The 26,902-nt window shown below is 25.7% G+C and carries 23 protein-coding genes; all 23 read right to left on the bottom strand.

Translation table 11 applies throughout. From position 1 onward, the window contains the following. Nucleotides 1–44: 44 nt before the first annotated feature. Nucleotides 45–1,379, bottom strand: coding sequence for a PTS ascorbate transporter subunit IIC (locus HF862_RS01935; RefSeq protein WP_170186249.1), 1,335 nt, complete (start codon nucleotides 1,377–1,379; stop codon nucleotides 45–47). A 49-nt stretch (nucleotides 1,380–1,428) separates the two neighbouring features. Continuing rightward, complete coding sequence (locus HF862_RS01940; RefSeq protein WP_170186250.1) at nucleotides 1,429–1,704, bottom strand: PTS sugar transporter subunit IIB; 276 nt, start codon at nucleotides 1,702–1,704, stop codon at nucleotides 1,429–1,431. A 46-nt stretch (nucleotides 1,705–1,750) separates the two neighbouring features. Then, nucleotides 1,751–2,182 (bottom strand): PTS sugar transporter subunit IIA, encoded by a 432-nt coding sequence (locus HF862_RS01945; protein ID WP_170186251.1) that lies wholly within the window; start codon nucleotides 2,180–2,182, stop codon nucleotides 1,751–1,753. A gap of 160 nt (nucleotides 2,183–2,342) precedes the next feature. Then, nucleotides 2,343–4,397 carry a transcription antiterminator gene (locus tag HF862_RS01950; RefSeq protein ID WP_170186252.1) on the bottom strand — a complete coding sequence of 685 codons (2,055 nt, stop codon included), beginning with the start codon at nucleotides 4,395–4,397 and terminating at the stop codon, nucleotides 2,343–2,345. A 94-nt stretch (nucleotides 4,398–4,491) separates the two neighbouring features. Continuing rightward, the gene (locus HF862_RS01955) at nucleotides 4,492–5,055 is read right to left on the bottom strand and encodes a metallophosphoesterase (protein ID WP_170186253.1); all 564 of its coding nucleotides are present in this window, start codon (nucleotides 5,053–5,055) and stop codon (nucleotides 4,492–4,494) included. Nucleotides 5,056–5,204: 149 nt separating this feature from the next. Then, nucleotides 5,205–5,984 carry an HAD family hydrolase gene (locus HF862_RS01960; RefSeq protein WP_170186254.1) on the bottom strand — a complete coding sequence of 260 codons (780 nt, stop codon included), beginning with the start codon at nucleotides 5,982–5,984 and terminating at the stop codon, nucleotides 5,205–5,207. 29 nt (nucleotides 5,985–6,013) lie between these two features. Continuing rightward, complete coding sequence (locus HF862_RS01965) at nucleotides 6,014–7,372, bottom strand: MATE family efflux transporter (protein ID WP_170186255.1); 1,359 nt, start codon at nucleotides 7,370–7,372, stop codon at nucleotides 6,014–6,016. A 153-nt stretch (nucleotides 7,373–7,525) separates the two neighbouring features. Continuing rightward, the gene (locus HF862_RS01970; RefSeq protein WP_170186256.1) at nucleotides 7,526–7,900 is read right to left on the bottom strand and encodes a hypothetical protein; all 375 of its coding nucleotides are present in this window, start codon (nucleotides 7,898–7,900) and stop codon (nucleotides 7,526–7,528) included. Nucleotides 7,901–7,992: 92 nt separating this feature from the next. Further along, nucleotides 7,993–9,324, bottom strand: coding sequence for a HAMP domain-containing sensor histidine kinase (locus tag HF862_RS01975; protein WP_170186257.1), 1,332 nt, complete (start codon nucleotides 9,322–9,324; stop codon nucleotides 7,993–7,995). Next, nucleotides 9,325–10,002, bottom strand: coding sequence for a response regulator transcription factor (locus tag HF862_RS01980; RefSeq protein WP_170186258.1), 678 nt, complete (start codon nucleotides 10,000–10,002; stop codon nucleotides 9,325–9,327). A gap of 137 nt (nucleotides 10,003–10,139) precedes the next feature. Next, complete coding sequence (locus HF862_RS01985; protein WP_170186259.1) at nucleotides 10,140–11,129, bottom strand: class II fructose-bisphosphate aldolase; 990 nt, start codon at nucleotides 11,127–11,129, stop codon at nucleotides 10,140–10,142. A 64-nt stretch (nucleotides 11,130–11,193) separates the two neighbouring features. Continuing rightward, nucleotides 11,194–11,490, bottom strand: coding sequence for a hypothetical protein (locus tag HF862_RS01990; RefSeq protein ID WP_170186260.1), 297 nt, complete (start codon nucleotides 11,488–11,490; stop codon nucleotides 11,194–11,196). 166 nt (nucleotides 11,491–11,656) lie between these two features. Beyond that, nucleotides 11,657–12,925 (bottom strand): serine--tRNA ligase, encoded by a 1,269-nt coding sequence (serS, locus tag HF862_RS01995; protein WP_170186261.1) that lies wholly within the window; start codon nucleotides 12,923–12,925, stop codon nucleotides 11,657–11,659. Between the two features lie 39 nt (nucleotides 12,926–12,964). Then, on the bottom strand, nucleotides 12,965–13,555 hold the full coding sequence (locus HF862_RS02000) for a TIGR03936 family radical SAM-associated protein (protein WP_170186262.1): 591 nt from the start codon (nucleotides 13,553–13,555) through the stop codon (nucleotides 12,965–12,967). Between the two features lie 244 nt (nucleotides 13,556–13,799). Further along, complete coding sequence (gene lpxD, locus HF862_RS02005) at nucleotides 13,800–14,813, bottom strand: UDP-3-O-(3-hydroxymyristoyl)glucosamine N-acyltransferase (RefSeq protein ID WP_170186263.1); 1,014 nt, start codon at nucleotides 14,811–14,813, stop codon at nucleotides 13,800–13,802. Between the two features lie 19 nt (nucleotides 14,814–14,832). Then, a complete protein-coding gene (locus HF862_RS02010; RefSeq protein WP_170186264.1) occupies nucleotides 14,833–15,309 on the bottom strand; it encodes an OmpH family outer membrane protein in 477 nt (158 codons plus the stop codon). A 40-nt stretch (nucleotides 15,310–15,349) separates the two neighbouring features. Then, nucleotides 15,350–17,434 (bottom strand): outer membrane protein assembly factor, encoded by a 2,085-nt coding sequence (locus HF862_RS02015; protein ID WP_170186265.1) that lies wholly within the window; start codon nucleotides 17,432–17,434, stop codon nucleotides 15,350–15,352. Between the two features lie 15 nt (nucleotides 17,435–17,449). Next, nucleotides 17,450–21,841 (bottom strand): hypothetical protein, encoded by a 4,392-nt coding sequence (locus tag HF862_RS02020; RefSeq protein WP_170186266.1) that lies wholly within the window; start codon nucleotides 21,839–21,841, stop codon nucleotides 17,450–17,452. 23 nt (nucleotides 21,842–21,864) lie between these two features. Beyond that, a complete protein-coding gene (rsmG, locus tag HF862_RS02025) occupies nucleotides 21,865–22,566 on the bottom strand; it encodes a 16S rRNA (guanine(527)-N(7))-methyltransferase RsmG (RefSeq protein ID WP_170186267.1) in 702 nt (233 codons plus the stop codon). Next, on the bottom strand, nucleotides 22,566–24,455 hold the full coding sequence (gene mnmG, locus HF862_RS02030) for a tRNA uridine-5-carboxymethylaminomethyl(34) synthesis enzyme MnmG (RefSeq protein WP_170186268.1): 1,890 nt from the start codon (nucleotides 24,453–24,455) through the stop codon (nucleotides 22,566–22,568). Before mnmG ends, rsmG begins: the two co-directional genes overlap by 1 nt. Before the next feature lie 24 nt (nucleotides 24,456–24,479). Further along, nucleotides 24,480–25,157 carry a TrkA family potassium uptake protein gene (locus HF862_RS02035; protein WP_170186269.1) on the bottom strand — a complete coding sequence of 226 codons (678 nt, stop codon included), beginning with the start codon at nucleotides 25,155–25,157 and terminating at the stop codon, nucleotides 24,480–24,482. 20 nt (nucleotides 25,158–25,177) lie between these two features. After that, a complete protein-coding gene (locus HF862_RS02040) occupies nucleotides 25,178–26,518 on the bottom strand; it encodes a TrkH family potassium uptake protein (RefSeq protein WP_170186270.1) in 1,341 nt (446 codons plus the stop codon). 89 nt (nucleotides 26,519–26,607) lie between these two features. After that, entirely contained in the window at nucleotides 26,608–26,865 is a 258-nt protein-coding gene (rpsO, locus tag HF862_RS02045; protein WP_170186271.1) for a 30S ribosomal protein S15, read from the bottom strand. Nucleotides 26,866–26,902: the final 37 nt, after the last annotated feature.

The following is a 26,902-nucleotide window of genomic DNA, read 5'->3' on the forward strand; positions in this document are numbered from 1 at the left end:
ATTATTAAAGGCTATTTTTCAATAGCCTTTAATCAAAATTTTTATTAATTTTCTTTTTTATCTCTTGGGAAAACAAATGCTAAAGCTATAAATACAGCAAATACCACAAGAATTATATATTTATTAAAGTTTCCAGCTAGTACTCCTAAAAGTGCTCCAACAACTCCAAAGTCAGCATCAGAGAATGTTGTATTAGCAAATCCTAACTCTCCTAATATTGGAAGTAATACTACAGGAACAAATGTTATAAATACTCCATGGATAAATGAACCAATAACAGCTCCTCTTTTTCCTCCAGTAGCATTTCCAAATACTCCAGCTGTTGCTCCACAGAAGAAGTGAGGAATAACTCCTGGTATGATTAATACCCAGTTTAAAGCTCCTAAAATAAATAATCCAACAATTCCTCCTAAGAAACTACATAAGAATCCAATTAATACAGCGTTAGGTGCATAAGGGAATACAACTGGACAGTCAATAGCTGGTTTAGCATTTGGAACTATTTTTTGAGAAATTCCTGTAAATGCTGGAACTATTTCAGCAAGAATTAATCTTACACCTTGTAATACTACGAATACTCCAGCAGCGAATGTTATAGCTTGAAGTACAGAATAGATTATAAAGTTTTGTCCATTACTTAAAGTTGTTTCTACATATTCTCTACCAGCAGCAAAAGCTGTGATTAAATATAATATTAACATTGTTAAAGAAATTGAAATTGAACTATCTCTTAAGAATGTTAAGTTTTTAGGAAGATTCATTTCTTCTGTAGATTTTGAACCTTTTCCTACTAATTGACCAATTTTAGCTGATAGAACATATCCGACAGTTCCAAAGTGTCCAAAAGCTACATCATCAGAACCAGTTATTTTTCTCATTGTTGGTTGAGCTAGAGCTGGGAAGAAAGCCATAGCAAATCCTAAAACAACAGAACCAACAAATACTAACATTGCTCCTTCAAATCCTGCTACTGCTAATATAACTCCTATCATACAAGCCATATAGAATGTATGGTGCCCTGTTAAGAATATATATTTTAATTTTGTAATTCTAGCTATTATAATATTAGCTAACATACCAAAAGTCATAATTAAAGCTGTAGCTGTTCCAAATTTTTGCATTGCTAAAGCAACGATTGCTTCGTTGTTAGGAACAATTCCTTGAACTTTAAATCCAACTTCAAACATTTGACCAAATGGAGTAAGTCCTCCTACAAGGATTCCAGCTCCTCCTGTAAGAACTATAAATCCTAATATTGTTTTAATAGTTCCTTTTACTGTATCAGAAAAGTTTTTCTTTTGACATAATAATCCAACCAATGAAATTAATCCTACAAGTATAGCTGGTACACTTAGGATATCAACTAATAATTTTAACATAATCCCTTCCTCCTCTACTTTTTATAATTTATCTCTTGTAATTATAAAATTATAATATTCCTTTTTCTTGGAAAGCTTTTACCATAGCTTCTTTTATTTCAGCTACATTTATTATATTTGCTAAAACTATTTTATTAGAAACATTAGCACTTCCAGCTATATCTCTTGACATAATGAAGAAATCAGCTTCTCCTTCAATAACTGAAGCTAAATCTGTATGATTTACTTCTGCTGTAATTCCTAACTCTTTTAAAACTTTTTTCACATTCATTTCTAGCATAAAGCTACTTCCTAATCCTGTTCCACATACTGCTGTTATTTTCATAAATAATTCCTCCTTAAATTTTATATTGTTTTTTATATTTATATTTTTATAAATTATTTATTATTTCTTCCAATGTTTTTGATTCTATAAGCTTTTCTATTTTCTCATCATCCCCAAGAACATCTGTTAATTTTTCTATAATCTCAATATGAGAATCACTGTTTTTAGCTGCTAAAATAAACATTAAGTAAACTTTATCTGTATCCTCTGTAAATTTTACTCCTTCATTTATTTTTAAAAGTGCTAAAGAACTTTCCAAAACATTTTCATCAGGTCTAGCATGAGGCATAGCCACACCAGGTATTAATATTACATATGGCCCTAAAGTTTTTATATTTTGGATTATTCCTTCTACATATCCATATTTTATTTTTCCCTTTTCTATTAGAGGATTAGCTCCTACCTCTATGGCTTTTTCCCAGGAATCAATATTATCTACAACTTGGATATTTCCATCTAATATTTTTTTTATTCCCATTTAATTTCCTCCTCATTTTATTTTATATTATAATTCTACCTTAGTTTTTTTTGTTTGACAACTATCTTTTTTGTTCAAAATAAACTTTACATTTTTTGACAATCATATTTTTTTGTATAAAAAAAGTGGTAACTTATTTTAATTACCACTTTTTAAACTATTATTTTTGAAAATTAATATATTTTAATGCTTGTTTTATAGTTTTTACTTTTAACATATTTTCTATAAAATTATAATTTGAAATTAATTCTATTAAATCTGTTAAAGCATTTAAATGCTCTTTATCATCTTTTGAAGAAAAAGATAACAATATTTGTACCTTTCTATCTCCTGGAAAAATTACTGGTTTTTTCAAAACCACAAGCCCCATTCCTGTTTTTAATACACTTTCATCTTTTTGAGCATGAGGAATAGCTATATTTTCTCCTATAACTATATATGAACCAAACCTTTTAACATTTTCTACCATAGAATCTATATACTTTTCTGTTGTAATTTTGTTATCTACCAAAATTTGTCCAGAAATTTTTACAGCCTCTTCCCAATTCTCAGCTTCTTGATTTAATAAAATATTTTTTTCTTTTAAGAAATCTGAAATTTTATACTCATTTCCCTCTGTATCATTTATAAGTCTTTGTTCAAAATATATATTTAAACCTTTTATTAACTCTTCTCTATCTCTAATCTCACAATTTTCTTCTATTATACTCATCAATTCAGAAAGCATATATCTTTTTCTTTGCTTTGATAATGAATATTTATCTATATTATTTATATCTTCTTGAGTCAAGATAGATTTTACTTTTACAACAGGGATATTGATATCATTTTCTATCTCTACTGTGCTTATTATTAAATCTACATTTTCTTTTTTTATAGTTTTTTCTAAAAGATGTCTTGGTATTGTATCTACAATTTTTATTGTATATATCTCTTTAAGTTGTTGAACAAGTAGGCTCGAAGTTCCATATCCATAACCACATACAACTAAAACTTTTTTCAAATTTTTACTTTTATATCTGTTTCTATCAATAGCAGATTTAAAATAGATAGCTAAAAAAGCAATTTCATCATTTGAAAATTCTAAGTTTGTATATTCCTCTATCTCTTTTACAGCATTTTTAGTATTATAAAATATAGTTGGATAACTATTTAAAACTTCTAAATATATTGAGTTTTCTAATTTAATTTTATTTTTTAATCTATAGATTGTAGGTTTTATATGATTTAATATTCCTTCAAGTAACAATTTATCTTTAGATATGTCCACATCTATTTTTTTATTAAAATTATCTATAAATTTTTTTACCAAAATATCAATCTCTATCCAATTTCTATAATATGATTTATTAAAATTATAAGTATGACTTCCTAAAAAATAATCTGTTATTTGTAAAATTTCATTTTCTTCCAAAATAATATCATAAGAAGATTCTAAAATACTTTTTGCTTTTAAAATAGTATCATACTCATCAGTTTCTTTTAAAAATTGTTTATTGGGAATTTTTGTTAATAATTTTCCCTGTTTTATTCTTATTATAGCTATAATTAGATAAATAGCTATTATATTATAAGCCTCATCTGAAATTATTTTATCTAATATTTTTTGAATATAATTAATGAAATTTTTTATAATATTTATATCTATACATTTTATATATTCTTCTACTATTGTTTCTTTTTTATTTTTAAATTCTGGATTAGAATAGAAAATAAAATTAGAATATTTACATAAAAATTTTAATTGTTGCTTTCTTATATCAATCTCTTCACCAGATAAAATTAAACCCTCTTGTTGAGAAATTTTTAATTTTAAATTATTTTTTGACAATTCCTCTTTAATATCCCTTATATCATTTCTGATTGTAGTTCTACTTACATCTAAAATTTCACTAGCTTTTGTCAGATTTATTTTTTCATCAAATACACAAATAAAAGATAAATATTCTCTTCTTTCAGCTGTATCTAAATTACTTTCTTCTACTATTATTTGATTTTCAAGAAAAATTTTGTATTCTTCAAAATATATATTTCCACCAAACTCTCTTTTTAAAGGTTTCATCTTTATACTTTTTAAATAATCATCTATTTTTTCAAGTTCGTACCTTATACTTCTTTCAGAAATTTCTAATTCAGTAGAAAGTTTTTTTATAGTTCCTTTTCCTTGATTGTTGCACAAGTTTCTAAGGATATTATTTCCCTTTGACCCTAACACCTTTCAACCTCCTTTTTAGTATTTCTTACATTTTTAATAATTTTTTATGAAAAAATTTTGTAATTTCAATTTTACAATTTTTTTCATAAATCTTTTATCTATTCTTTCTAAACTTTTCTAAATCTTTTTTTGATTCAATTACTACTAATTCTTTTACTTTTTCCCACTCTATAGGTGTATAATCAAGTCTTTCTGTGCTCACACAAATACTTCTTGTACTTACATCTCTATAAGTAGGGTTATTATGTACATGTCCAAAAACATTTACCCAAACTGTTCTTTCATTTACAAACATTGGATGATGACTAATTATCCAAAACTCATCTTTAACTATTGGATATTTATATATATCAATATTTTCAGAAAAACTTTTCATTATTTTTATTAATTCTTCTGTATCATGATTTCCCATTACAAGTTCTAAATTTTTAAAATTAAGTTTTGATAATATATCAAAAACATACTCTTTTTTATTTTCTTTAGGAAGAGCTAAAAAATCTCCTGCTACAATAACATCATCATCTTTTGATACTACACTATTCCATCTCTCTATCATAAAGTTATCCATTTCTTCTATTGAATCAAATGGTCTTCCTATTGCTCTTATTATAGATGCATCTCCAAAATGTGTATCAGCTATTACAAAAGTTTTTCCCATATTTTCTCCTTAAATAATTTTAATTAAGTGGATTATTTTTTAAATTGTACTTGATATCTATTATATCATAAAATTTATTTTTTTAAAATTTTGTTATAAAAATATAAAAGGACTACTGTATAAATTTTACAATAATCCCTAAATACTTCCTATAAATTAAAATATTTCTCTAAATATTTAGCCACTCCCTCTTCACTATTAGGTAAGGCCACATTTTTTATCTCTTTTTTCAATATTTCCTGTGCATTTTCCATTACTACAGGATAACCAACTTTTCTGAGCATATCCAAATCATTTTCCCCATCTCCAAAAGCCATAGTCTCTTCAATAGGAATATTTAAAATCTCTGTTATTATCTTTATTCCATTTCCTTTACTACAATTTTTTGGAACTATATCTATACATTTTGGGTCTGAAATAGTTATCTCTACATCTTTTTCATATTTTTCTCTTAATATTTTGTTAATAGAAATTATTGTCTCTTCATCTTCTGTTATGATTATTTTATTAAGAGGAGGTGTATCCTCTATTTTTTCTAAAACATTTCTTTTAAAAGTTTTTCTTCTATTTGTATAATCTTCTGGGTCATCTTTATGATGATAAAAATTTTCATTATAAAAAGAACTAAAAAATAATCCATTTTCTCTTATTGTTTTTAATATTTTAATTGATAATTCTTTTGGGATTACTTGCTCATATATACAGTTTCCCTCTTTATCAAAAATAGTTGCTCCATTATTACAAATTAAATACACATCTCTTTGTAATTTATTTAATAAAAAATCTACCCCTTGTTTTCCTCTTCCTGAAGCTACAGCAAATTCTATATTTTTATCAATTAATTTTTGTATTGTTTCTACTGTGTAATCTCCAACTTCATTTAATTTATAAAAAAGTGTTCCATCTAAGTCTGATACGACTAATTTCATTTTTCCTCCCAAAGTTTTTATTATACTCTCTATTTTTCTTGATTTTTCATAAGCTCTCTCACATGTTTTATCTCCTTACTTACTACTATAGCTGCTGTTATGGCTGCTATTGTGTCAGAGATTGGAAAACTTCTAAGAACTCCCATTACTCCCCATTTAAGAGGTAATATATAAGTTAATGGGATTGTAAGAATTAAAAGTCTTAAAGTTATAAGTTTTGTTGTGACCATTCCTTTTCCTACTGCTTGAAAATAATTTGCACAAGAAAGATAAATGGCTGTACTCATCATCATTCCCAAATGAATAGGTATAGCTTTTGCTGTATATTCAATAAGTTCAGAATCATTTTTTACAAAAAATCCAGCTATTTCTCTAGCATGATATCTTATAAGAAAAACTAAAAATATTGCTAAAAATATAGACATTCCTAAAGAATAAGTAAAAGTTTTTAAAACTCTTTTATAATTTTTTGCTCCCCAATTATATGAAAGTATTGGTTGTCTTCCTTGATTTAATCCCAAATAACTTGTATTTAAAAAGTTTCTAACTATTGTCATTATACCCATACCAGCAATAGCCAAATCTCCACCATATTTTATAAGTCTTGTATTTAGAGCATAAGCATAAACTCCATTTAAAGATTGATTAAAAAATCCTGAAACTCCAACAGACATTATCTCTTTAATAGTTTTTATATCTCCTTTTATATGTTTAAGTTCCAATCTTAAAAGTTTTCCTCTTAAAAAATATATTATTAAAAATATTCCTGGAATTACATTGGAAATTGTTGTGGCCAAAGCTGCCCCTTTCATTCCATATGATAATTTTACAACCCACAAATAATCTAATCCCATATTACTTATAGCTGAAATAAAATTTGTCATCATTGAAAGAATTGGACGTCCATCAGTCCTTAAAAAAGCACTGAAAGCTAAAATAAGAATTTGAAAAGTCATTGAAGGAAAAAAATATTTACAATAATCCATTGTATATTCAATAGTATTTTCTGTTGCTCCTAAAAATAAAACTATTTCTTTCATAAATATGGTTCCAAAGCTTGTAAAAAATAATCCTATTACCAAAAGACAGAAAAAGGATACTCCTAAAATTTTTCTAGCATTATCTATCTCTTGTTTCCCAAGATAAATTCCAGACAAAGCTCCTCCTCCTATGGCAAATAATGTCCCACAGGCATTTAATAACATTATTAAAGGAAATATAGTAGCTATGGCTCCTATTCCATTTCTTCCTACAGCTTGTCCTATATAATATCTATCTGTTACATTATATATAATGGTGATAAGACTAGCAAAGGTAGCTGGTACTGAAAATTTTATAAGAAGTTTTATTATATTCCCTTCTCTAAATTCTAACTCCTGTTTAGTCATATTTTCCTCCCTATTCTTTTCCCATTACTATTATTATAACATACTAAAAAATATCCCACAATAAAAAGAATAAGATAAATAAAATTTTCATCTTTATAAAAATATGAAAAGAGAGGATATCCTCTCTCTGATATCCCCTCTTTTTTAGATATTTTAATAAACTTTAGAATGTAATAATACATCTTTATCTTCTAAATCTTTTTCAAGAATTAAATTTACTTCCACTTTATTATTGATATCTAACATCTCTCTTATATCATCAGCTATATTTTGAGCTATTTTTTCATAAGATTTTTTATCAAATTTTTCCCATCCACCATCACCTGTGAAAGTTTCCATCTCCATTTTTACATATATTTTCTTTCCAAAATTTCCCACTTCAAAATCTTCTATCTCAAGTTTATTATTTTTCTTATCAACTAACTCTTGATATTTTAATTCTAATTTATCTTCTACATAATCATACATATCGTCAGCAAAACTCACCATTGTTAAACTTAAAAATATTCCTAATAATAATTTTTTCATAATCTATTACCTCCATAATTTTTATTTATTTTTCTTTTGTAACATAATTATAATATAGAAATATTAAAGAAAGATTAAAAAATTTTATTTTTTTAAATTTTTTTAAAAAATAATTTAAATGTGCTTCCAACTCCCTTTATGCTTTCTACTTCTACATATCCTCTATGCTTTTCTACTATCCATTTCACCATTGGAAGTCCAAGTCCCATACTTCCCTTATTATTTCTTGATTCATCTTCTTGATAAAATCTATTCCAAATTTTTTCTATATTCTCTTTTTTTATTCCTATTCCATTATCTTCAAACTCTATTTTAAAATATTCTTGATTTTCTAATAATTTTATTTTTATATATCCATTTTCTTTTCCATAATTTATTCCATTTTGAATTATATTTTGTATTGCTCTTATAAATAAAATTTTATCAATATTTTGAAAATTATTTTTTAAATTATTTTCGATTTTTAAAGAAATATTTTTTTCTTTTGCTTCTAATTCATTATCCTTTTTTAATTCTTCTAGTATTTTTAAAATATCTATTTTTTCCAAATTTAATTTTAAATTTTCTCTATCCATTCTTGTAAAAAGTAATAATTGATTTATAAGTCCAGACATCTTTTTCACCTGTCTATTTATAACTTCCATAGATTCCCTTGCTTCTTCTAAACTTTCACCATGCTCTAATATATATTCACTTTCAGCTAATATTACAGATATTGGTGTTCTTAATTCATGAGAAGCATCTGAAGTAAACTGTTTTTCTTTTAAAAAACTTTTCTCCAATTTTTCTAACATATCATCTATTGTATTAGCCAATTTTGAAATCTCATCTTTTCCATCTGATAATCCAATTCTAAGAGAAAGTTCATTATTTTCTGAAATATTTTGAGCAGTTTCTTGAATTTTCTTAACAGGATAAAAGGCTTTTTTAGTAATAAAATATCCTATATATGTAGAAATAATAACTAAAAATGGTAAGAAAATAAAAGCTCCTATTAAAATTTTTTGAGTTAGATTATTTATCTCTATGTCTGAAATTACCCCTCTTACCCAATAAGTTTCATCTGTTGATAATTTTATTTCCCTATCATAATAATAAAATTTATTCTCTAATTTTTCTACTGTTCCATTTTTTAAGGGAATATTTATGGGAAAATCATGGGGGATACTTCCATTTATATATTTTCCATCTTTATTATAGATTATTACAAAAACTCCATCATCAAAAAAATCAAAATTTTCTTTTTCTTCTATATCCTCTACAACTTCTTCTACTACTTCCATAAGTTGATTTTTTTGATTACTCAATAAAGTCATATCTGTAAATTCTACCAAAATTCCCAATATTATACTTACTATTCCTACCATAAAAAAAGTATACCACAAAGTTATTTTGGTTTTTATACTTAAATTTATTTTTTTCATCTATAACTCCTTATCCTTTATTACATACCCTACCCCTCTTACTGTATGTATAAGTTTTGTTTCAAAATCTTTATCTATCTTTACTCTCAAATATCTAATATAGACATCTATCATATTTGAAGCCCCTTGATAATCATAATTCCAAATATGTTCTTCTAATTTTTCTCTACTTAAAACAATCCCTACATTTTGCATCATATATTCCAATATAGAAAATTCTTTTGAAGATAATTCTATCTCTTTATCTCCTCTTTTTACTATGTGAGTATTAATATTTAATACTAAATCAGCTACCTTTAATTCATTGATTATATTTCCATGTTTTCTTCTAATAAGAACTCTTATTCTTGCCATAAGTTCTTCAAAATAAAAAGGTTTTACAAGATAATCATCAGCTCCTAAATCTAATCCAATAACTTTATCTTCTATTGTATCTTTAGCTGTCAAAAAAAGTACAGGAGTATTGTTTTTATTTTCTCTCATCTCTTTTAATACTTCATATCCATTTTTCTTTGGCATCATTATATCCATAATAATAATATCATAGTTAGTTCCATTTATATAATCAAAAGCTTCCTCTCCATCATAACAACAGTCTACACTATATCCCTCTACTTTTAATTTTTTACATATTATTCTATTCAAATCTTTTTCATCTTCAACTACTAATATTCTCATATTCCCTCCTATTAGAACTCCCTATTATATTTTACTACACAAAAATTAAAAAAACATTAAATTTTTGTAAATAAAAAATAATATAATAAAAAAGCAAGAGAATAATCTCTTGCTTTTAATTTCTTTTAGTATAAGAACTATTTAACTTCTACAGTTGCTTTTTTATATTTTCCTTCAGAACCAAATACATCAACTATTTTAGTTTTGTAGTAAGCTTTCATTTCAGCTTTAGCAGGTCCTAAGTATTTTCTTAAGTCAAATTCTCCTGGTTTAGTGAATAAAGCTTTTCTTAATCCACCTGTGAAAGCTAATCTTCCATCAGTATCAACATTTATTTTTGCTACAGCTGATTGAGTAGCTTTTCTTAATTCAGAATCAGGAATTCCTATAGCATCTTTTATAGTTCCTCCATATTCTTTTATCATTTCAACATATTGTCCTGGAACTGCAGAAGAACCATGTAATACGATTGGGAATCCAGGAATTCTTCTTTCGATTTCAGCTAATATGTCAAGTCTTAATTTAGGGTCATCTCCTGGTTTGAATTTGTGAGCTCCATGAGAAGTTCCAATAGCGATTGCTAATGAATCAACTCCTGAACCTTTTACAAATGCTTCAACTTCATCAGGATTTGTATAGATATGTTCTTCAGCATGAACATCATCTTCTATTCCAGCAAGTACTCCTAATTCTGCTTCTACTGTTACATCAAATTGATGAGCATATTCAACAACTTTTTTAGCTTCAGCTACGTTTTCATCAAATGGTAAGTGAGAACCATCTATCATAACTGATGAGAATCCAGAGTCGATACATTTTTTAGCAGTTTCAAAGTTTGGACCATGGTCTAAGTGTAAAGCTACAGGAATATCTGAACCAGATAATCTTACATAATCAACAGCAGCCTTTGCTAACATTGGAACCATGTATGTTCCCATATATTCCATAGCTCCTTTTGAACATTGTAATATTACAGGTGAACCCATTTCAGCACAAGCTTCAATAATAGCCATCATTTGTTCCATGTTATTGAAGTTGAAAGCTGGTACTGCATATTTACCTTCATTAGCTTTTCTAAACATTTCTCTTGTGTTTGAAAGCCCTAAATCTTTATAATTGTAAGACATTTACCATTCCTCCTTAATTTTTGTTTATGTCTAATTTTATCAAATGTAGACTATAAAATCAATATTAATTCTTTTCTATTTTTATAGATGTCAAAATATGCCTTAAAAATGATTTAATTTTTAACCTTTTTTTAAATAGTATGAAAACCTCTGGTACTAATTGAATCACTTTTTCAATTACATCTTTATATCTTCCAAACTTACTAAAAATAATATTATCTCCTTTAATAAGCCAAGATATCATTATAAAATTTATAATTCTTAAAAAATTTAAAGAAAAATTTTCAATAGCCTCTTTGGTTAAATATATTCCACCAATTTTCCAAATTATTTCTCCTTCTTGTTGGGAAAAAACATACATAAAAAAAGTTAAAATATAAATATAAATCAATATTTTTAATTTTTTTATTTTTGATATTAGATTTTTGTTACAACTAATGTTTAATACCAGTATAATTCCAAATAATCCTCCTATTATTTTTAAATTATTTAATAAGAGATTTAAAATTAATAATATTATTGAAACACTATTTAACAACTGTTAATCCTCTCATATAAGGAACTAAAGCTTCTGGTATTAAGAATGAACCATCTTCTTGTTGATAGTTTTCCATAATAGCTACTAAAGTTCTTCCTACTGCAAGTCCTGAACCATTTAAAGTGTGAACAAATTCACTTTTGTTACTTCCATTTGGTCTATATTTTAATCCCATTCTTCTAGCTTGGAAATCCTCACAGTTTGAACAAGAAGAAATTTCTCTATATTTATTTTGAGATGGTAACCATACTTCTAAATCATAAGTTTTAGCTGAACCAAATCCTATATCTCCTGTACAAAGAGAAATTACTCTATATGGTAATCCTAATCTTTGTAATATTTCTTCAGCATTTACTACCATTTTTTCTAATTCATCATATGAAGTTTCTGGAGTAGCTAGTTTTACCATTTCTACTTTGTTAAATTGGTGAACTCTTATTAATCCTTTTACATCTTTTCCATAAGAACCAGCTTCTCTTCTGAAACATGGTGAATATGCTGTATAATATTTTGGTAATTCTTTTTCTTCTAATATTTCTTTTCTATGAATATTTGTCATAGTTATTTCTGAAGTAGAAATTAAGAACATATCATCATCTGTTCTATACATATCTTCTTCAAATTTTGGTAATTGTCCTGTACCTTCACAAATTTCTCTATTTACTATAAATGGAGTGATATTTTCTGTATATCCTTGTTCATCAACATGCATATCTAACATGAAGTTTACTAAAGCTCTTTCTAATCTTGCTGCAGCTCCTCTATATAATACAAATCTAGAACCAGAAAGTTTTGCTCCTCTTTCAAAGTCTAATATTCCTAATTTTTCTCCAATTTCCCAATGAGGTTTTGGTTCAAAATCAAAAACTCTAGGAGTTCCCCATCTTCTGATTTCAACATTTTCATCTTCATCTTTTCCTATTGGAGTAGTTTCATGACACATATTAGGAATTGTCATTTGAATATATTTTATTTTTTCATCAACAATAGCTAATTTTTCATCTAATTCTTTTATTTTAGCTGAAACTTCTCCCATCTCTTTTATAAGTTCAGAAGCATCTTGTTTAGCTTTTTTTAACTTTGCAATTTCTTGAGATTCAACATTTCTTTTATTTTTTAAAGCTTCTACTTCTGATAATATTTGTCTTCTCTCTTCATCTAATTTTGCAAACTCATCTAATGTTAAATCACTATTTCTATTTTTTAACATTTTTTCAATAAGTTCTTTGTTTTCACGCATAAATTTTAAATCTAGCATGTTGTCCCCCTTTATACTTTAAATAAATTTATTTGTTTTTTATTTTTCTACACAAAATCTTTTTATAGATATATCTTTAACATCTATATCACATATATTAAACAAAGAATTTGGTGACATATTTTCAATTATTAAATTTATCATATCTTCTTGTTTTTCAAAAAATTTTATTCTTGGTTTAATATCCTTTGTTTCTACTTTTCCTTTTTTTTCTTTTATAAGTAAAATTTCATTTTGAGATAAAAGATTATATAATTTTTCTAAAGAAGTTCTATCTCCTCTTATTTCATATCTCATTTCTTTATAGTCATCAGCTATAGAAGCAGCTTTATTATCTATATCTACAACTTTTACAAATTCAAATCCTAAAACACTTTTACTATTAAGTCTTTTTAATAACTCTTCATTTGTCATATCTTCACGAAGTTCAATATCCATTGGTTCATTAAAAGCTTCTGTTCCCAAAGATATTGGATTTCCTAAAGAGATTTTTGGTCTAGGATGGAATCCTTGTGAATATTTTATAGGTACACCACTTCTTCTTAAAAGTCTATCCATTACTCTTAAAAGGTCAAGATGAGAAATATATTTCATATCATCATACTTGTTAAAAAATAATCTTTTTTTCATTAGTCCTCTCTTAATTTATATCTTTATTACTTGATACCTTATATTGTATCATAAAATTAAAATTTATTAAATATTTTAAAGGTAATTTTTTGAAATTTAAAAATATTTTTGCAAAATAATAAAAAATTTTACAAAGTTTAAAGTTTATTATATATAAATTTATTTATTTTTCATATTTTTTAAATAATTTTTTAGAAAAATAAAGAGGAGTGTATAATTTTTTACACTCCTCTTTTTTCTAAGATTATTTATTTAATTTTTCTAACTCTTTTTCTAAAGTTTTTATTCTTTTCATTAATTCAGGTAATTTTTTTATAGTAGCTTTTACTTTTAAATCATCTTTAAGTGGCATCAATGGATATCCACCTAAAATTTGATTTTCTTCTGTAATATTTCCTGTAATTCCACCTTTAGCAGCAACAGTTATATTATTGGCTATTTTTATATGTCCTCCAACACCAACTTGTCCACCAAAAGTAACATTATCTCCAACCTCTGTACTTCCAGCTATTCCTACTTGTGAAGCAGCTAAAAAGTTTTTACCAATTATTACATTATGAGCCACTTGAATCAAGTTATCTAATTTAGAATATTGTTTTATTATAGTATCTCCAATAGCTCCTCTATCAACTGTTGTATTTGCTCCTATTTCAACATCATCTTCTATTATTACTTTTCCAATTTGCTCTATCTTAGTATTATTTCCATTTACTTTTACAAACCCATATCCATCTCCACCTATAACTACTCCAGGTTGTAAAATTACTCTATCTCCAATCTCACAAAACTCTCTTATAGTTACATTTGGATATATGATACAATCTTTTCCAAGTTTTACTCCCTCACAAATTGTTACATTTGGATAAATTTTACAGTTATCTCCTACAACAACATCATGTCCTATATAGACATGAGGAGCAATTTCTACATTGTTTCCTATTTTAGCTGAATCTTCTATAGGTTTTTCCATTTTTTTAGTTTTTCTTTTAAAATAATTTAATAAAAGAGGCATTAATTTTCTTGGGTCATCTTTAGCTAATAAATAAGTTTTTCCTATCTCTGGTAAATCTATATTAGGTACAATTATTACTTTAGCTTTTGTTTCTCCTAATTTATGTAAAAATTTTTCATCTGATGCAAATGTAAGCTCATCTTCCTTTGCTTGAAAAAAAGGGGCAAGTCCCTTTACTAAAAGATTTTTGTCCCCTTTAATTTCACAACCAAGGAGATTAGCAACATCTATAATTTTATATTCCATTGCTTACCTCCTTTATTTTTTATTTAGTTTTTTCCATTTCAGCTAAAACTTTATCTGTTAAATCAACACCACCAAATTTTACAGCTCCAGCTTCTAAAACATAGTCAGCTTTTTCAGCTTTAGCTATTTTATTGATAGCATTATTCATAGTTTTTTCAATTTCAGCCATTCTTGTACTTCTCTCTTTATTTAATTTAATTTGAGAATCTTTAACAAATTTTTCTAGTAATTTAATCTTATCTTCAAAAGCTTTTTTATCTTTATCAGTAGCTTTAGCTCCTTTAGCTTTTAATTCTAATTCCATTTTTTGAAGTTCAACTTGTTTTTGTTTTAATGTATTATCTAAAGAAGCTGTTTGTTTTTTTAAGTTTTCCTCCATTGTTTTAGTTTTAGAATATTTATAAAATAATTCTTGACTGTTTACTACTCCTATTTTTAATGCTAACGCTTGTGTTGACATTGCCACAGCTAATGCCACTAATGCTATTTTTTTCACTATGTTACCTCCATATTTCTTTGGTTCTTTTATTTAATTACTAGAATGCTTGTCCCATATTAAAGTAGAATTGCATTCCAGATTCTTTACTGTCTGATATTGGCCATCCAAAGTCAAATCTTAATGGTCCCATTGGTGTATTTATTCTTAATCCTACCCCTGCTGATATAGCTATTTTATCTGGGAATTGCTTATCATAATCTGTTAAATTACTATTTCCTATATAACCTTGGTCTATTCCATCATAATCCCAAGCTCTACCTATATCAACAAATATTACTCCACCTAATACATCATTAAATCTAGTTCTATTTTCTATATTAAGTACAGCTTTTTGTTTTCCTTTAAATTCTCCACCATCAAATCCTCTTAAAGTTGAACTTCCTCCAACCCAGAATCTTTGTGATTCTTTTGTTCCATCAGATTGAATTCCTAAAACTAATCTATAAGCAAATGTGTTATCTTTAAAGAATCCTCTATGATATTTTCTAGCTTCTATTGTAGCTACAGAGAAATAATCAGCTTCTACACCACCAGCATAACCAAATTCTACACCAAATTTATAAAATTCTCCTTTTGTAGGGTCAAAATAACTATTTCTTGTATCATAAGAAATAGATGGTGTTAAACTATATAACCAATATTTATCATCATAATATAATTTTCTTTCTGTTTCATTTAATTCAGAAAAACTCTTAGGACTTGTTTGTACATATTCAACTTTTGCTCCTAAATTTAATCTTACATATTTTGATATTCCTTTTCCTACATTTATTTTGAATCCACTAGTATCTATTTGGTTGAAAGCACGGCTATCATCATTTTCATATTCATTTCTATATAAACTCCATCCCCAAGAAATTCTATCAGTATCTTTTATCCATGGGTCTGAGAAGTTAATAGAGAAACTTGAATAATCTTCATCAGATTTTTCATATGCAAAAGATAAATTTTGTCCTTTACCTTTCCAGTTAGTTTCCTCCAATGAAAGCATTCCTAAAAGACCTAACTCAGAACCATAAGAAATAGCTCCTTGTAATCTAGCAGTTCTATCTTCTTCAATCAATAATGTTACATCTTGTCCATCAAAATCACCTATAATATCTCTTGTTTCATATTTAACATTTTTTATATATCCAAGTCTCATTAGGTTTTTAACAGTTTCATTATAATCATTAATATTAAAGATTTCATCCTCTTTTAATTCAACTTCTCTTGCTATTACATAATCTCTAGTTTTTAATAAGTTATCAGTAGCCTTTCTTCTTTCTCCTCTTTGTTTAGTTACCATTTTTTTGAAATTAATATTTCTTGTGATACCTTCACTTAAAAATATTTCTAATTCATAAGAACTATTTAAACTCATATCAACTATTTTTGCAAGTACATAACCATCATCATTATATTTTTTTAGTATAAAATCTCTATCTTCTCTAAGATTATTATAGTTTAATACTTGATTAGCTTTTGTCTTTAATCCCAATAAAAGCTCATCTGTAGTATATAAAGTATTTCCTATAATATTTACACCTGTAATAACTGGATTTTCTGTAACATAAAAATCTACTGTTACTCCGTTTCCCTCTTTACTAATATCTGGAACTACTTGTCTAAATAATCCTGATTCAACTAAATTTTTGTAACCATCTGTTACTTTTTTCTTAGAATAATATCCACCAACTTTTATTGGAATCTTAGATAAAATTTCTTTTTCTTTAACATTTATGTTTCCATAAATATTAATTCCTCTCACTATTACACTTTTATCTACAATATCCCTTTCAGATACTGGAATTATTCCTTGTTTTATAAGTAGTTCTTTAGCATCTGCTTTTTCTCTTACATTTACAACTACTCTTATTCCATTATCATAATACTCTGGATATAGAGCTACATCATCAATAAAATCAAATTGTTTTATTTTTCTGTAATCTCCAATCATATTTTCTGTTGAAAAATTGTCCCCAACCTTTTGAGTCATTACATTTAATATTGTAGCTTCTGGAACTTCTCTAGTATTTTCAACTATAATTTTTTGAATTTTATAGTTTGTTACTTGGGTTTCTTCTCCATAAGCAAACATCATTAAAATGAAACTCAGTAAAATCATTAACTGTTTCTTCATAAATAACCCCCGTTATTAAAAATCAAACTTTTTCTCAAAGTTCATTTCTATATAGTAATTTTTATCACTATCTAGTATTTCTAAATCATTTCTTATTTTCTGTGCACCAACTCCCCAAGATAAATTTCTATTTATTTTATAATATACACCTAAATCATATTCTGCTATTCCATATTCTCTTGGATTTCTATCTAATTCAGATGTAGTATCAACAAAGTTAAATTTAGCTCTCCAATATATCTTATCTTTGTATATTGGACTTTCAGCTTCAACATAGGCTCCAAAACTTACTCCTAATTCATCATCTCTTATTTTTTTCTTATCCTGTGTAATTATACTTGAAGAAACTCTTAAATCTGAAAAGCCAAATAAAGTTCTTACAACATCAACTATTGGACTTACAACAATATCAGAAATTTGTCCTCCAACTAATTCTGCTATAAGAATAGCTGTTGTTTCATCCATTTCTCTTTGGTTTAAATTTCTATCAGGTGATAAAATACTATTTAAATCACTAATAGCTACATCATCACCACTTTTTACATATAATTCCATATTTCTAGCTGGACCTATTAAAGAAATTTCATAAATTTTTGAATTAATAGTTGTTTTTGTTATAAAAACAATTTCTGGATTCAAATTTGTTAAAGTTTGATTTGGATTATTGAATAATGCTGCTGCACTATCAACATAAAATTTTCTGTTATTAAATATAAACTCTCCTTCTTTGATGTTAGTTTCACCTAAAAAGTTTAAATTTTCTAAACTTCCTTTTAACACACCAGAACCATTTATTTCTCCTTTTATATTTTTTACATAACCAGAAATATCTTTTATATCTATATTAACACCATTTTCAATATTTATTTTTATATTAGTTTTTATTTCTGAAGGTGTTATATCTAATCCTCCTCTTGGAGAAAAGACTGCAGTATTTTTTACTATTGGATTGTATTTCATAGATTTTCTTTTTAAATATTCTTTGATTGTAGATAGGATTCCAAAATCTTTATCTGTTATATTTGTAATTTTTCCACTATTAATATTAATAGTTCCAAATAAATTATCTCTTATAAGTTTAAGTCTTGTGCTAAAATTTATTTTTATAAAATCTTTATATAAATAATTTATATTTTTCCCTTCTAAAGTTAAATTATATTTTATTTTTTCAAAATTGTCTCCTATTAAATATTCTAAAGTATCCTCAAATATTATATCTCCAAATACTTTAAGTTTTCCCTCATTGATATTTCCATCAAAACTATCTATTACTACTTTACGACTATCTATTCCTAATTTACCATTTATATTATCTATAAAAAGATTAAAATTAGGTATATCAGCTTTAAATTTATTAAATTTTAAATCTCCTTTTGGAATATTATCTAAAAATTCTAAATTTAAGTTTATTTTTCCTGACAAATTTTCTATATTATATTTTTGTGCAATTTCTTTTAAAGAATCTACTTCTTCTATTTTAGCTTCTATTTTTCCATTAGTTAATTTATCTTTAATATTATAGTCACCTAAAATATTTACTTTATTTTTATCAGTAAATAAACTAATTTTTTCTATATTCACAAATTCTTTATCTCCAGAAATTTTAAAAGTTTCATTTGCTATAAATTTATCTTTAAAATAAATTTTTCCTTTATCAGAAACTATTTCATAAGTTAAATTTTCAAAAGTTCCTTTTAAATTTCCTTTTGTCGTCATTTTAACGTTCAAATCTTTAAATATTTTTAAATCTTCAGTATTAATATTTTGTTCTGGAAGTTCAAAATTTATTTCTTTATTTTGAATATCAATTTTTCCTTTTATATTAACAATCTTTCTTCCATCTTCTAATAAAAAACTTATATTTTTAAAATCAGCATAGTTATTATCATATTTTCCATTTAAAGAGATTTTTGGTAAATAATCTGCTCCTAATTTTAAACCTTCTACTTCTCCATAAAAATTACCTTTTATGTCTCCATTTTCTAAAGTTCCCTCTGTTTTTCCAAGTAATTTTAATTTTGTTCCAGGAATGACATTTATAATTTCATTTTCATTAATTATTAAATCATAACTTCCCTTTTTATTTTTTATAGAATATAGAAAGTCCAATGTATTTTTTCCAATAAAAAATTCTTTTGAAAATATCTCTCTATTTGAATATTTTATATTTCCATGAACATCTATAGTAGAGTTTCCCAATAAGAAATGTGCATCCTTTACTAAAATTTCTCCTTTTAGTTTGTCTAATTCAGGAGTTATATTTCCTGAAAATTGTCCATAAGCATCTGTTATTTCATAATTAAAATCCCCTAATTTTACTACATTCTGATTTATTCCATTAAAATAAACATTTCCATTTACAGATAAATCATCTAAAAATAAAGTTCCATTTACTCCTAAATATCTATTATTAATATTTTTTATTTGGATTTCTTTATCAAAATATCTAACTCCTACTTTTAATCCATTAAAAGTAACACTTTCAGTTATTATTTTTCCTATTTCTCCATCAAAAGATATGTCTAAATATTTATCTTTATTTTTATTATTAATATTAGCTATTCCATATATTCTTCTAACTCTTATATTATTTTTATTATCTACAACAAGAGCTTTTTCAATAAATATCTGTCCTTCTAGAAAATCATTTTTATTTTCAATTTTCCCCTTAAAACTACCTGCTAAAACTCCTGTTTCATCAACTAACCTTATATTATTTAAATCAAATTCTGTAACATAATTAAAAGTATCTAAATTTATTTTTACATCTATTTTTCCATCTGTTTTTTTATTATCTCTTGTTATATCTGAAATAACATTTAATTGATTTTTATCTTTATCTAATTCTAAATTTGATTTTATAATATATCCATTAAAGTAAGCAGAAATTCCACCTCTACTTTCTTCCAGATTTTTTTTCTTTAAATCATATTTTAAATAAAAATCATTTTCTTCTTTTAAAACAATCTCTTTTTTATCAAAATCGTAATCTCCACTTAAATTTAAAACTTTTGATTTTATATCAAAAAGAAAATTATTTTTAGCTATTTCAAAATTAAAATCTAAATCAAAATTTGCTAAAAGATGTCTTTTATCTCCTAGAACTTTTAACTTACTTTCACCTTTTCCATCTTTAAATTTTAAATTCCCCACTACTTTTCTAGAAGTAAATTTATCATTTATTGAGAGAGAAGTTTTCAAATTCTCTAAATAAAAAGTATCATCTACATAAGTAAATCTTCCACCTACATCTTCAAAATATAAAATATCTAGGTTATCACCATTTTTACTTTCAAAATCTATATCAGCTCTAAATTTATCTTTATAAGATAATATTATATCTGCTTTATCTAATTTTAAATTTTCAAATCCTAAATTTAAGCTTTTTAGATATTTATATTTTTCAGCATCTTTATATAGTACATCTTTTAAGAAAAATCCTACCTTAACTCCTTTTTCTTCACTATAATCTAAAAAAAATTTTCCAGGATAATTTCCTACTAAATAATCACCATTTATAACAATTTGTTCTCCTAAAAATTTCACATCCATTTGAACATTTGTTACAGGCATATCTAAATCTTCATACTTAACTCCACCATTTTTTAAATTAGCTTCTCCCAAAAATCCTTCATCTGAAATTTTTAATTTAAGGTTTGCTATACCATACACATCTTTTATAGCTCCATGACTATCATAAGCATATTGAAATAATTTATCATTGAAATCTATATTTTTTAAATCTAAATAGAATCCATATTTTCCTGTTGAACTATCATACTTTATAAATAATTTTTCATTATTATTTTCTTTTCCTACACCAGTAAATTCTAAATCAGTCCTATAACCATTATAAAATTCAACATATCCATTTACATTATTTGCTGTTTTTATTATCTTTTCTGTATAACTTTCATCTGTGTAAACTAAATTTCCATTATAGACATTTATTTTTTTTAATATAGGTTTACTTAAATTTTCACTTTTTTCAATTTTGTCCTCTGATTTTTTTTGAGGTGCATTTGCTTTATTTTTTCCACCTGTAAATATATCTACTATATTATAACTATTTCTATCTCTTACAAAGTTTATATCAGGATTATAAATATCTATACTTGTTATTTTCCAATTATCATAAACTAATGAAAGCTGAGGAATATCAGCAATCAATTCTTTATTTTCCCCATAAAGTTTTGAATTCTTTAATTCTATTCTTCCTCTTTCTTTATTACTCCCTTCTTGAAAAGTAAGTTTTTCTATTTTTAATCCCCCTTTTGTAAATAGAGAAAATCCTATTCCAACTAAGGTTTCTATTTTATAGATAGCCATGTAGCTTATCCAAAAAACTAAAAAAAGAGGTATACCTATAAAAAATATTTTTTTGTTTTTTATTAAAAAATTTTTCATATTTATCTCCTCTTCTTAAATTTTTATAATGGTTTTTTTGCAGGTATTCCATTTGCTCTTGGGTATTTTTTATTGGTCTTATTTAATTTTACTATATCAATAATTACCCTTTTATCTTTACTGTGTGGAAGCTCATCTGTATATATTTTTTCTATTTTAGAATTTAAAATTTTTAAAGCATTTTCACCATCTTTTTCTTCATTTGTTCCTTCCATTTTTTGAGGTAAAAATCTACCTTTTACCTTTAAAAAAGGAATAACATATTCAAGAATTATATTTAATTTTGAAACCCCTCTACATAATCCTATATCATATGTTTCACGATTTTTTTCATTTATAAATTCCTCTGCTCTAATATTTATTGCTTCTACATTACTTAGTCCTAATTTTTCTATAACTTGTTTTAAAAAATTTATTTTTTTTCCAACAGAATCAATTAAAGTAAATTTTATTTCTGGATTACATATTGCTAAGACCATTCCAGGAAATCCTGCTCCTGTTCCTATATCTATAACTTTTCCTTCAGTTATTCCCATATATTTCATCACTAAAAGAGAATCTAAAAAATGTTTTTCTATTATCCCCTCTTCATCCCTTATAGCTGTTAAATTAGTATGAGAATTATATTCTATAAGTAGTTTTAAATATTCCATAAGATTATTTATTTTTTCTTCTGAAATATCAAGTCCTATTTTTTCTATGCCATCTTTTAAAAATTCTTTCATTAATTTTTTCCTCTCATTTTTAAATAAATAAGTAAAACTTGAATATCTGCAGGTGATACTCCTGATATTCTAGAAGCTTGTCCTATGTTCATTGGTCTTACAGCTTTTAATTTTTCTTTAGCTTCTCTTGGAATATTTTCTAAAGAATCATAATCTATATTTTCTGGTATTTTTTTATCTTCTAAAGTTTTATGCTTCTCTATAGCTTTCATAGACCTCTCAATATATCCAGAATATTTTACTTGTATCTCTATTTGATATTCTATATCCTCTATATAATCTTCTAAAGAAAAATCTTCTATCAATTCAGAAACATATTTTATATCTTTATAAGTTACTTCTGGTCTTCTTAAAAATTCAAATAAAGAAATTCCATTACTTACAGGTTTTTCATTATACTTTTCTAAAACCTCATTTACTCTAGAATTTGAACTTCCTACATATTGCTTTTGTAGTTTTTCAATCACTTCTTTTACAACTTTTTCTTTAAATAAAACTTTTTCATATTCCTCTTTTGAAATAAGTCCTACTTCATAACCTATTTTAGACAATCTTAAATCAGCATTATCTTCTCTTAAAATTAATCTATATTCACTTCTTGCTGTAAACATTCTATAAGGTTCATTAGTTCCTTTAGAAACTATATCATCTATTAAAGTTCCTATATAAGAGTCAGCTCTATCTAATATTATAGGTTCTTTTCCTTGAAGCTTTCTAGCAGCATTAATTCCAGCCATAATTCCTTGAGCAGCAGCTTCTTCGTATCCAGAAGTTCCATTTATTTGTCCTGCTGTATAAAGATTTTTTATATTTTTATTTTCTAATGAATATGTTAATTCTTCAGTAGCTACATAGTCATATTCAATAGCATAGGCATATCTCATTATCTTAGCATTTTCTAGCCCTTCTATTGAATGTAAAATTTCATACTGTACATCAGCTGGTAATGAATTTGAAAGCCCAGCTACATATATTTCATTAGTATCATATCCTTCTTTTTCTAAAAATATATGATGTTGTTTTTTATCTGGATATTTAAAAATTTTATCTTCTATTGATGGACAATAACGAGGTCCTGTTCCTACTATTGTCCCATTATATAATGGTGACCTATCTTTATTTGCTCTTATAATTTCATGAACTTTTTCATTTGTATGAAGTAAATGACATGGAATTTGTTTTCTTTTTGCTAATTCTTCATATGAAGATGAATTTGAAAATCTAAGTGGAGAAGTATCTCCTGGTTGTTCTTCCATTTTAGAGAAATCTATTGTTCTTTCATCTATTCTAGCAGGAGTTCCTGTTTTAAATCTTCCTAATTTTATACCTATTTTTTCTAAAGATAAAGGTAAATCTTCTGAAGAAAGTTCCCCTAATCTTCCACCTTGAAACTTACTTTCTCCTATATGTATAAGTCCTCTCATAAAAGTACCTGTTGCTATAATGATAGCTTTTCCTCTATATTCTACACCTTCTCTAGTCTTTACTCCAATAGCTTTTCCATCTTCTATTATTATGTCTGTGACCATTCCTTGAATTACATCAAGATTTTTTGTGTTTTCTAATGTTTTTTTCATTTGAACAGAATATTGAGCCTTATCAGCTTGAGCTCTTAAAGACCTTACAGCTGGTCCTTTTTTAGTGTTCAATACCCTTATTTGTATAAAAGTTTTATCTATATTTTTGGCAATTTCTCCACCTAAAGCGTCAATTTCTCTTACTAAATGAGATTTTGCTGGTCCTCCTAAAGAGGGATTACATGACATATAACCAATTTTATCCAAACTTATTGTAAATATAGCTGTTTTCATTCCCATTCTAGCTGTTGCTAATGCAGCTTCACAACCAGCATGACCTGCTCCAACTACTATTACATCAAATTCCATCATTTAATTTCCTCCTAATAGAAATTATTAATCTTCTTTGTATTCTTTTTTTAATATATTACTGATTTTATTTGCAGATTTTGTATCTGTAACCACTATTAATGTATCATCTTTTTCTATGATTGTTGTTGCTGTTGGATTTGGAATAAATTTTCCTGAAATTTTCTTTATTCCTATTACATTTATATTATAATTTTTTCTAATATCCAATTCAATGAAATTTTTTCCTAAAAATTCTAATGGTGCCTTAACCTCTACCAATAAAAAATCTTGTGAGAATCTAAGATGTTCTATCATATTAGGCTCCATAGCTACTAAAGCTGTTCTTTTCCCCATATATTCTTCAGGATAAATAACTTGGTCAGCACCTATTTTTTCCAATAATTTTCTATGTTTTCCATTAATAGCTTTCACTATTATCTTTTTTACTCCTATTTCTTTCATATTAAGTGTTATCATTATACTTGGTTCTATAAATCCAACACAAATAAACACAACATCAAAACTTTGTACATCTAATTTTTTTAATTGAACTTCGTCTGTAGCATCTAGTACCAAGGCATTTTCTAAATAATCATTATTTATAGCTTCTTGAACTATTGTTTCATTTATATCTATTCCTACTACTTCCTCTCCTGACTCATACAAAGTTCTAGCAACATTTATTCCAAAACTTCCTAATCCTATTACTAAGTATTGTTTCATTTTTTTCTCCTTTTTGACTACTATCCGACTATAATATTTTCTTTTGGATAAATAATTTTTTCAATTTTTTTAGTTCCACCAAAAGCAAGTGCAAAAGTCATTGGTCCTAATCTTCCTAAAAACATTGTACATATTATTAAAATTTTTGAAATTACTCCTAAATTAGGTGTTATCCCTACACTTAATCCAACTGTTCCAAAAGCTGAAACTACTTCAAAAATTATATCTTCAGGTTTAAAATTTTCAATTGTTAACATTATCATTATTATTATAATAACATACATAAGAGAGATAATCAATATGGCTATAGCTCTATTCATAACTTCCCAGTCTATTCTTCTATTAAAAATAACTGTATGTTCTCTTTTCTTTATTATAGAATATACATAAAATATTAAAACCCCTATTGTTGTAGTTTTTATCCCTCCACCAGTAGAACCTGGAGATGCACCTATAAACATCAAAATACAAAATAAAAAAATTGAAGAACTTTGAAGATTTCCCATTGGAACTGTATTAAATCCCGCTGTTCTTGTAGTAACACTTTGGAAAAATGAAGCTATTATTTGATGTCCTAAATCTAAATTTCCAATCGTTCCTAGATTATTTCTTTCAAATACATAAAACAAAATCATTCCTAAAAAAGTTAGGAAACAAGATACTAATATTGCTACTTTAGCTGTTAAATGTAATTTTTTATTTTTATATCTAATACATTTTATTAAGGAATCAATTACTCCAAATCCTAATCCACCAATTATAATTAAATATGCTATTGTTAAATTTATTATAATAGAATCTGAATATTTCTCTAATCCTGTTGTAAATAAACTAAATCCAGCATTACAAAAAGCAGATATACTATGAAATATCCCAAAATATATTGCCTCTTTCAAAGGCATCTCTTCTAAAAACTTAATAGTTAAAAAGAAAGCTCCTACTCCTTCAATTATAATAACTGTAATTATAATTTTTCTTAAAAATTTTAATATTCCACCTATATTTTCTATATTTCTTTCTTCTTTTAACAATTCTTTTTCTTCATATGTAATTTTCTTTTTTATTAACAAAAAAATGAATGAAGAAAAGGTCATTATACCTAATCCACCTAATTGAATAAAAATAAGTAAAAATAATTGTCCTGGTATACTAAGGACCTTACTTATATCTATCACAGATAATCCAGTTACACAAACTGCCGAAGTTATAGTAAATAAAGCTGTTAAAAAATCTAACCCTTCTCCTGAAGTAGTAGAAATTGGTAACATTAATAAAAAAGTTCCCACTATTATAGTTACCATAAATCCCAATATTAATTTTCTAGAAAGGGATAATCTTTTAAAAAAATTTACTTTCTTCATTTTTCCCCCATTTTTTGAAAATTTTATAAACTTTAATTTTAGCATATTATTAAAAAAACTATCTCAAGAAGAGATAGTTTTTATTTTGATTATTTTCTAATTTCTAATTTAGCAATTAGAGCTCTGTATCCTTCTATATCTCTAGAAGCTAAGTAATTTAATAATCTTTTTCTGTGTCCTACTTTTTTAAGTAATCCTAATCTTGAATGGAAATCTTTATTATGAACTTTTAAGTGTTCAGTTAAGTGTTTAATTTCCTCTGTTAATATTGCGATTTGTACTTCTGTAGAACCAGTATCTTTTTCATTTTTACCAAATTCTTTAATTAATTCTGCTTTAGTTTTCATTTAGCCATCCTCCTATTAATATTATCTATCCCACGAA

This window comes from Fusobacterium sp. FSA-380-WT-3A, assembly GCF_012843705.1.
Classification (GTDB): domain Bacteria; phylum Fusobacteriota; class Fusobacteriia; order Fusobacteriales; family Fusobacteriaceae; genus Fusobacterium_B.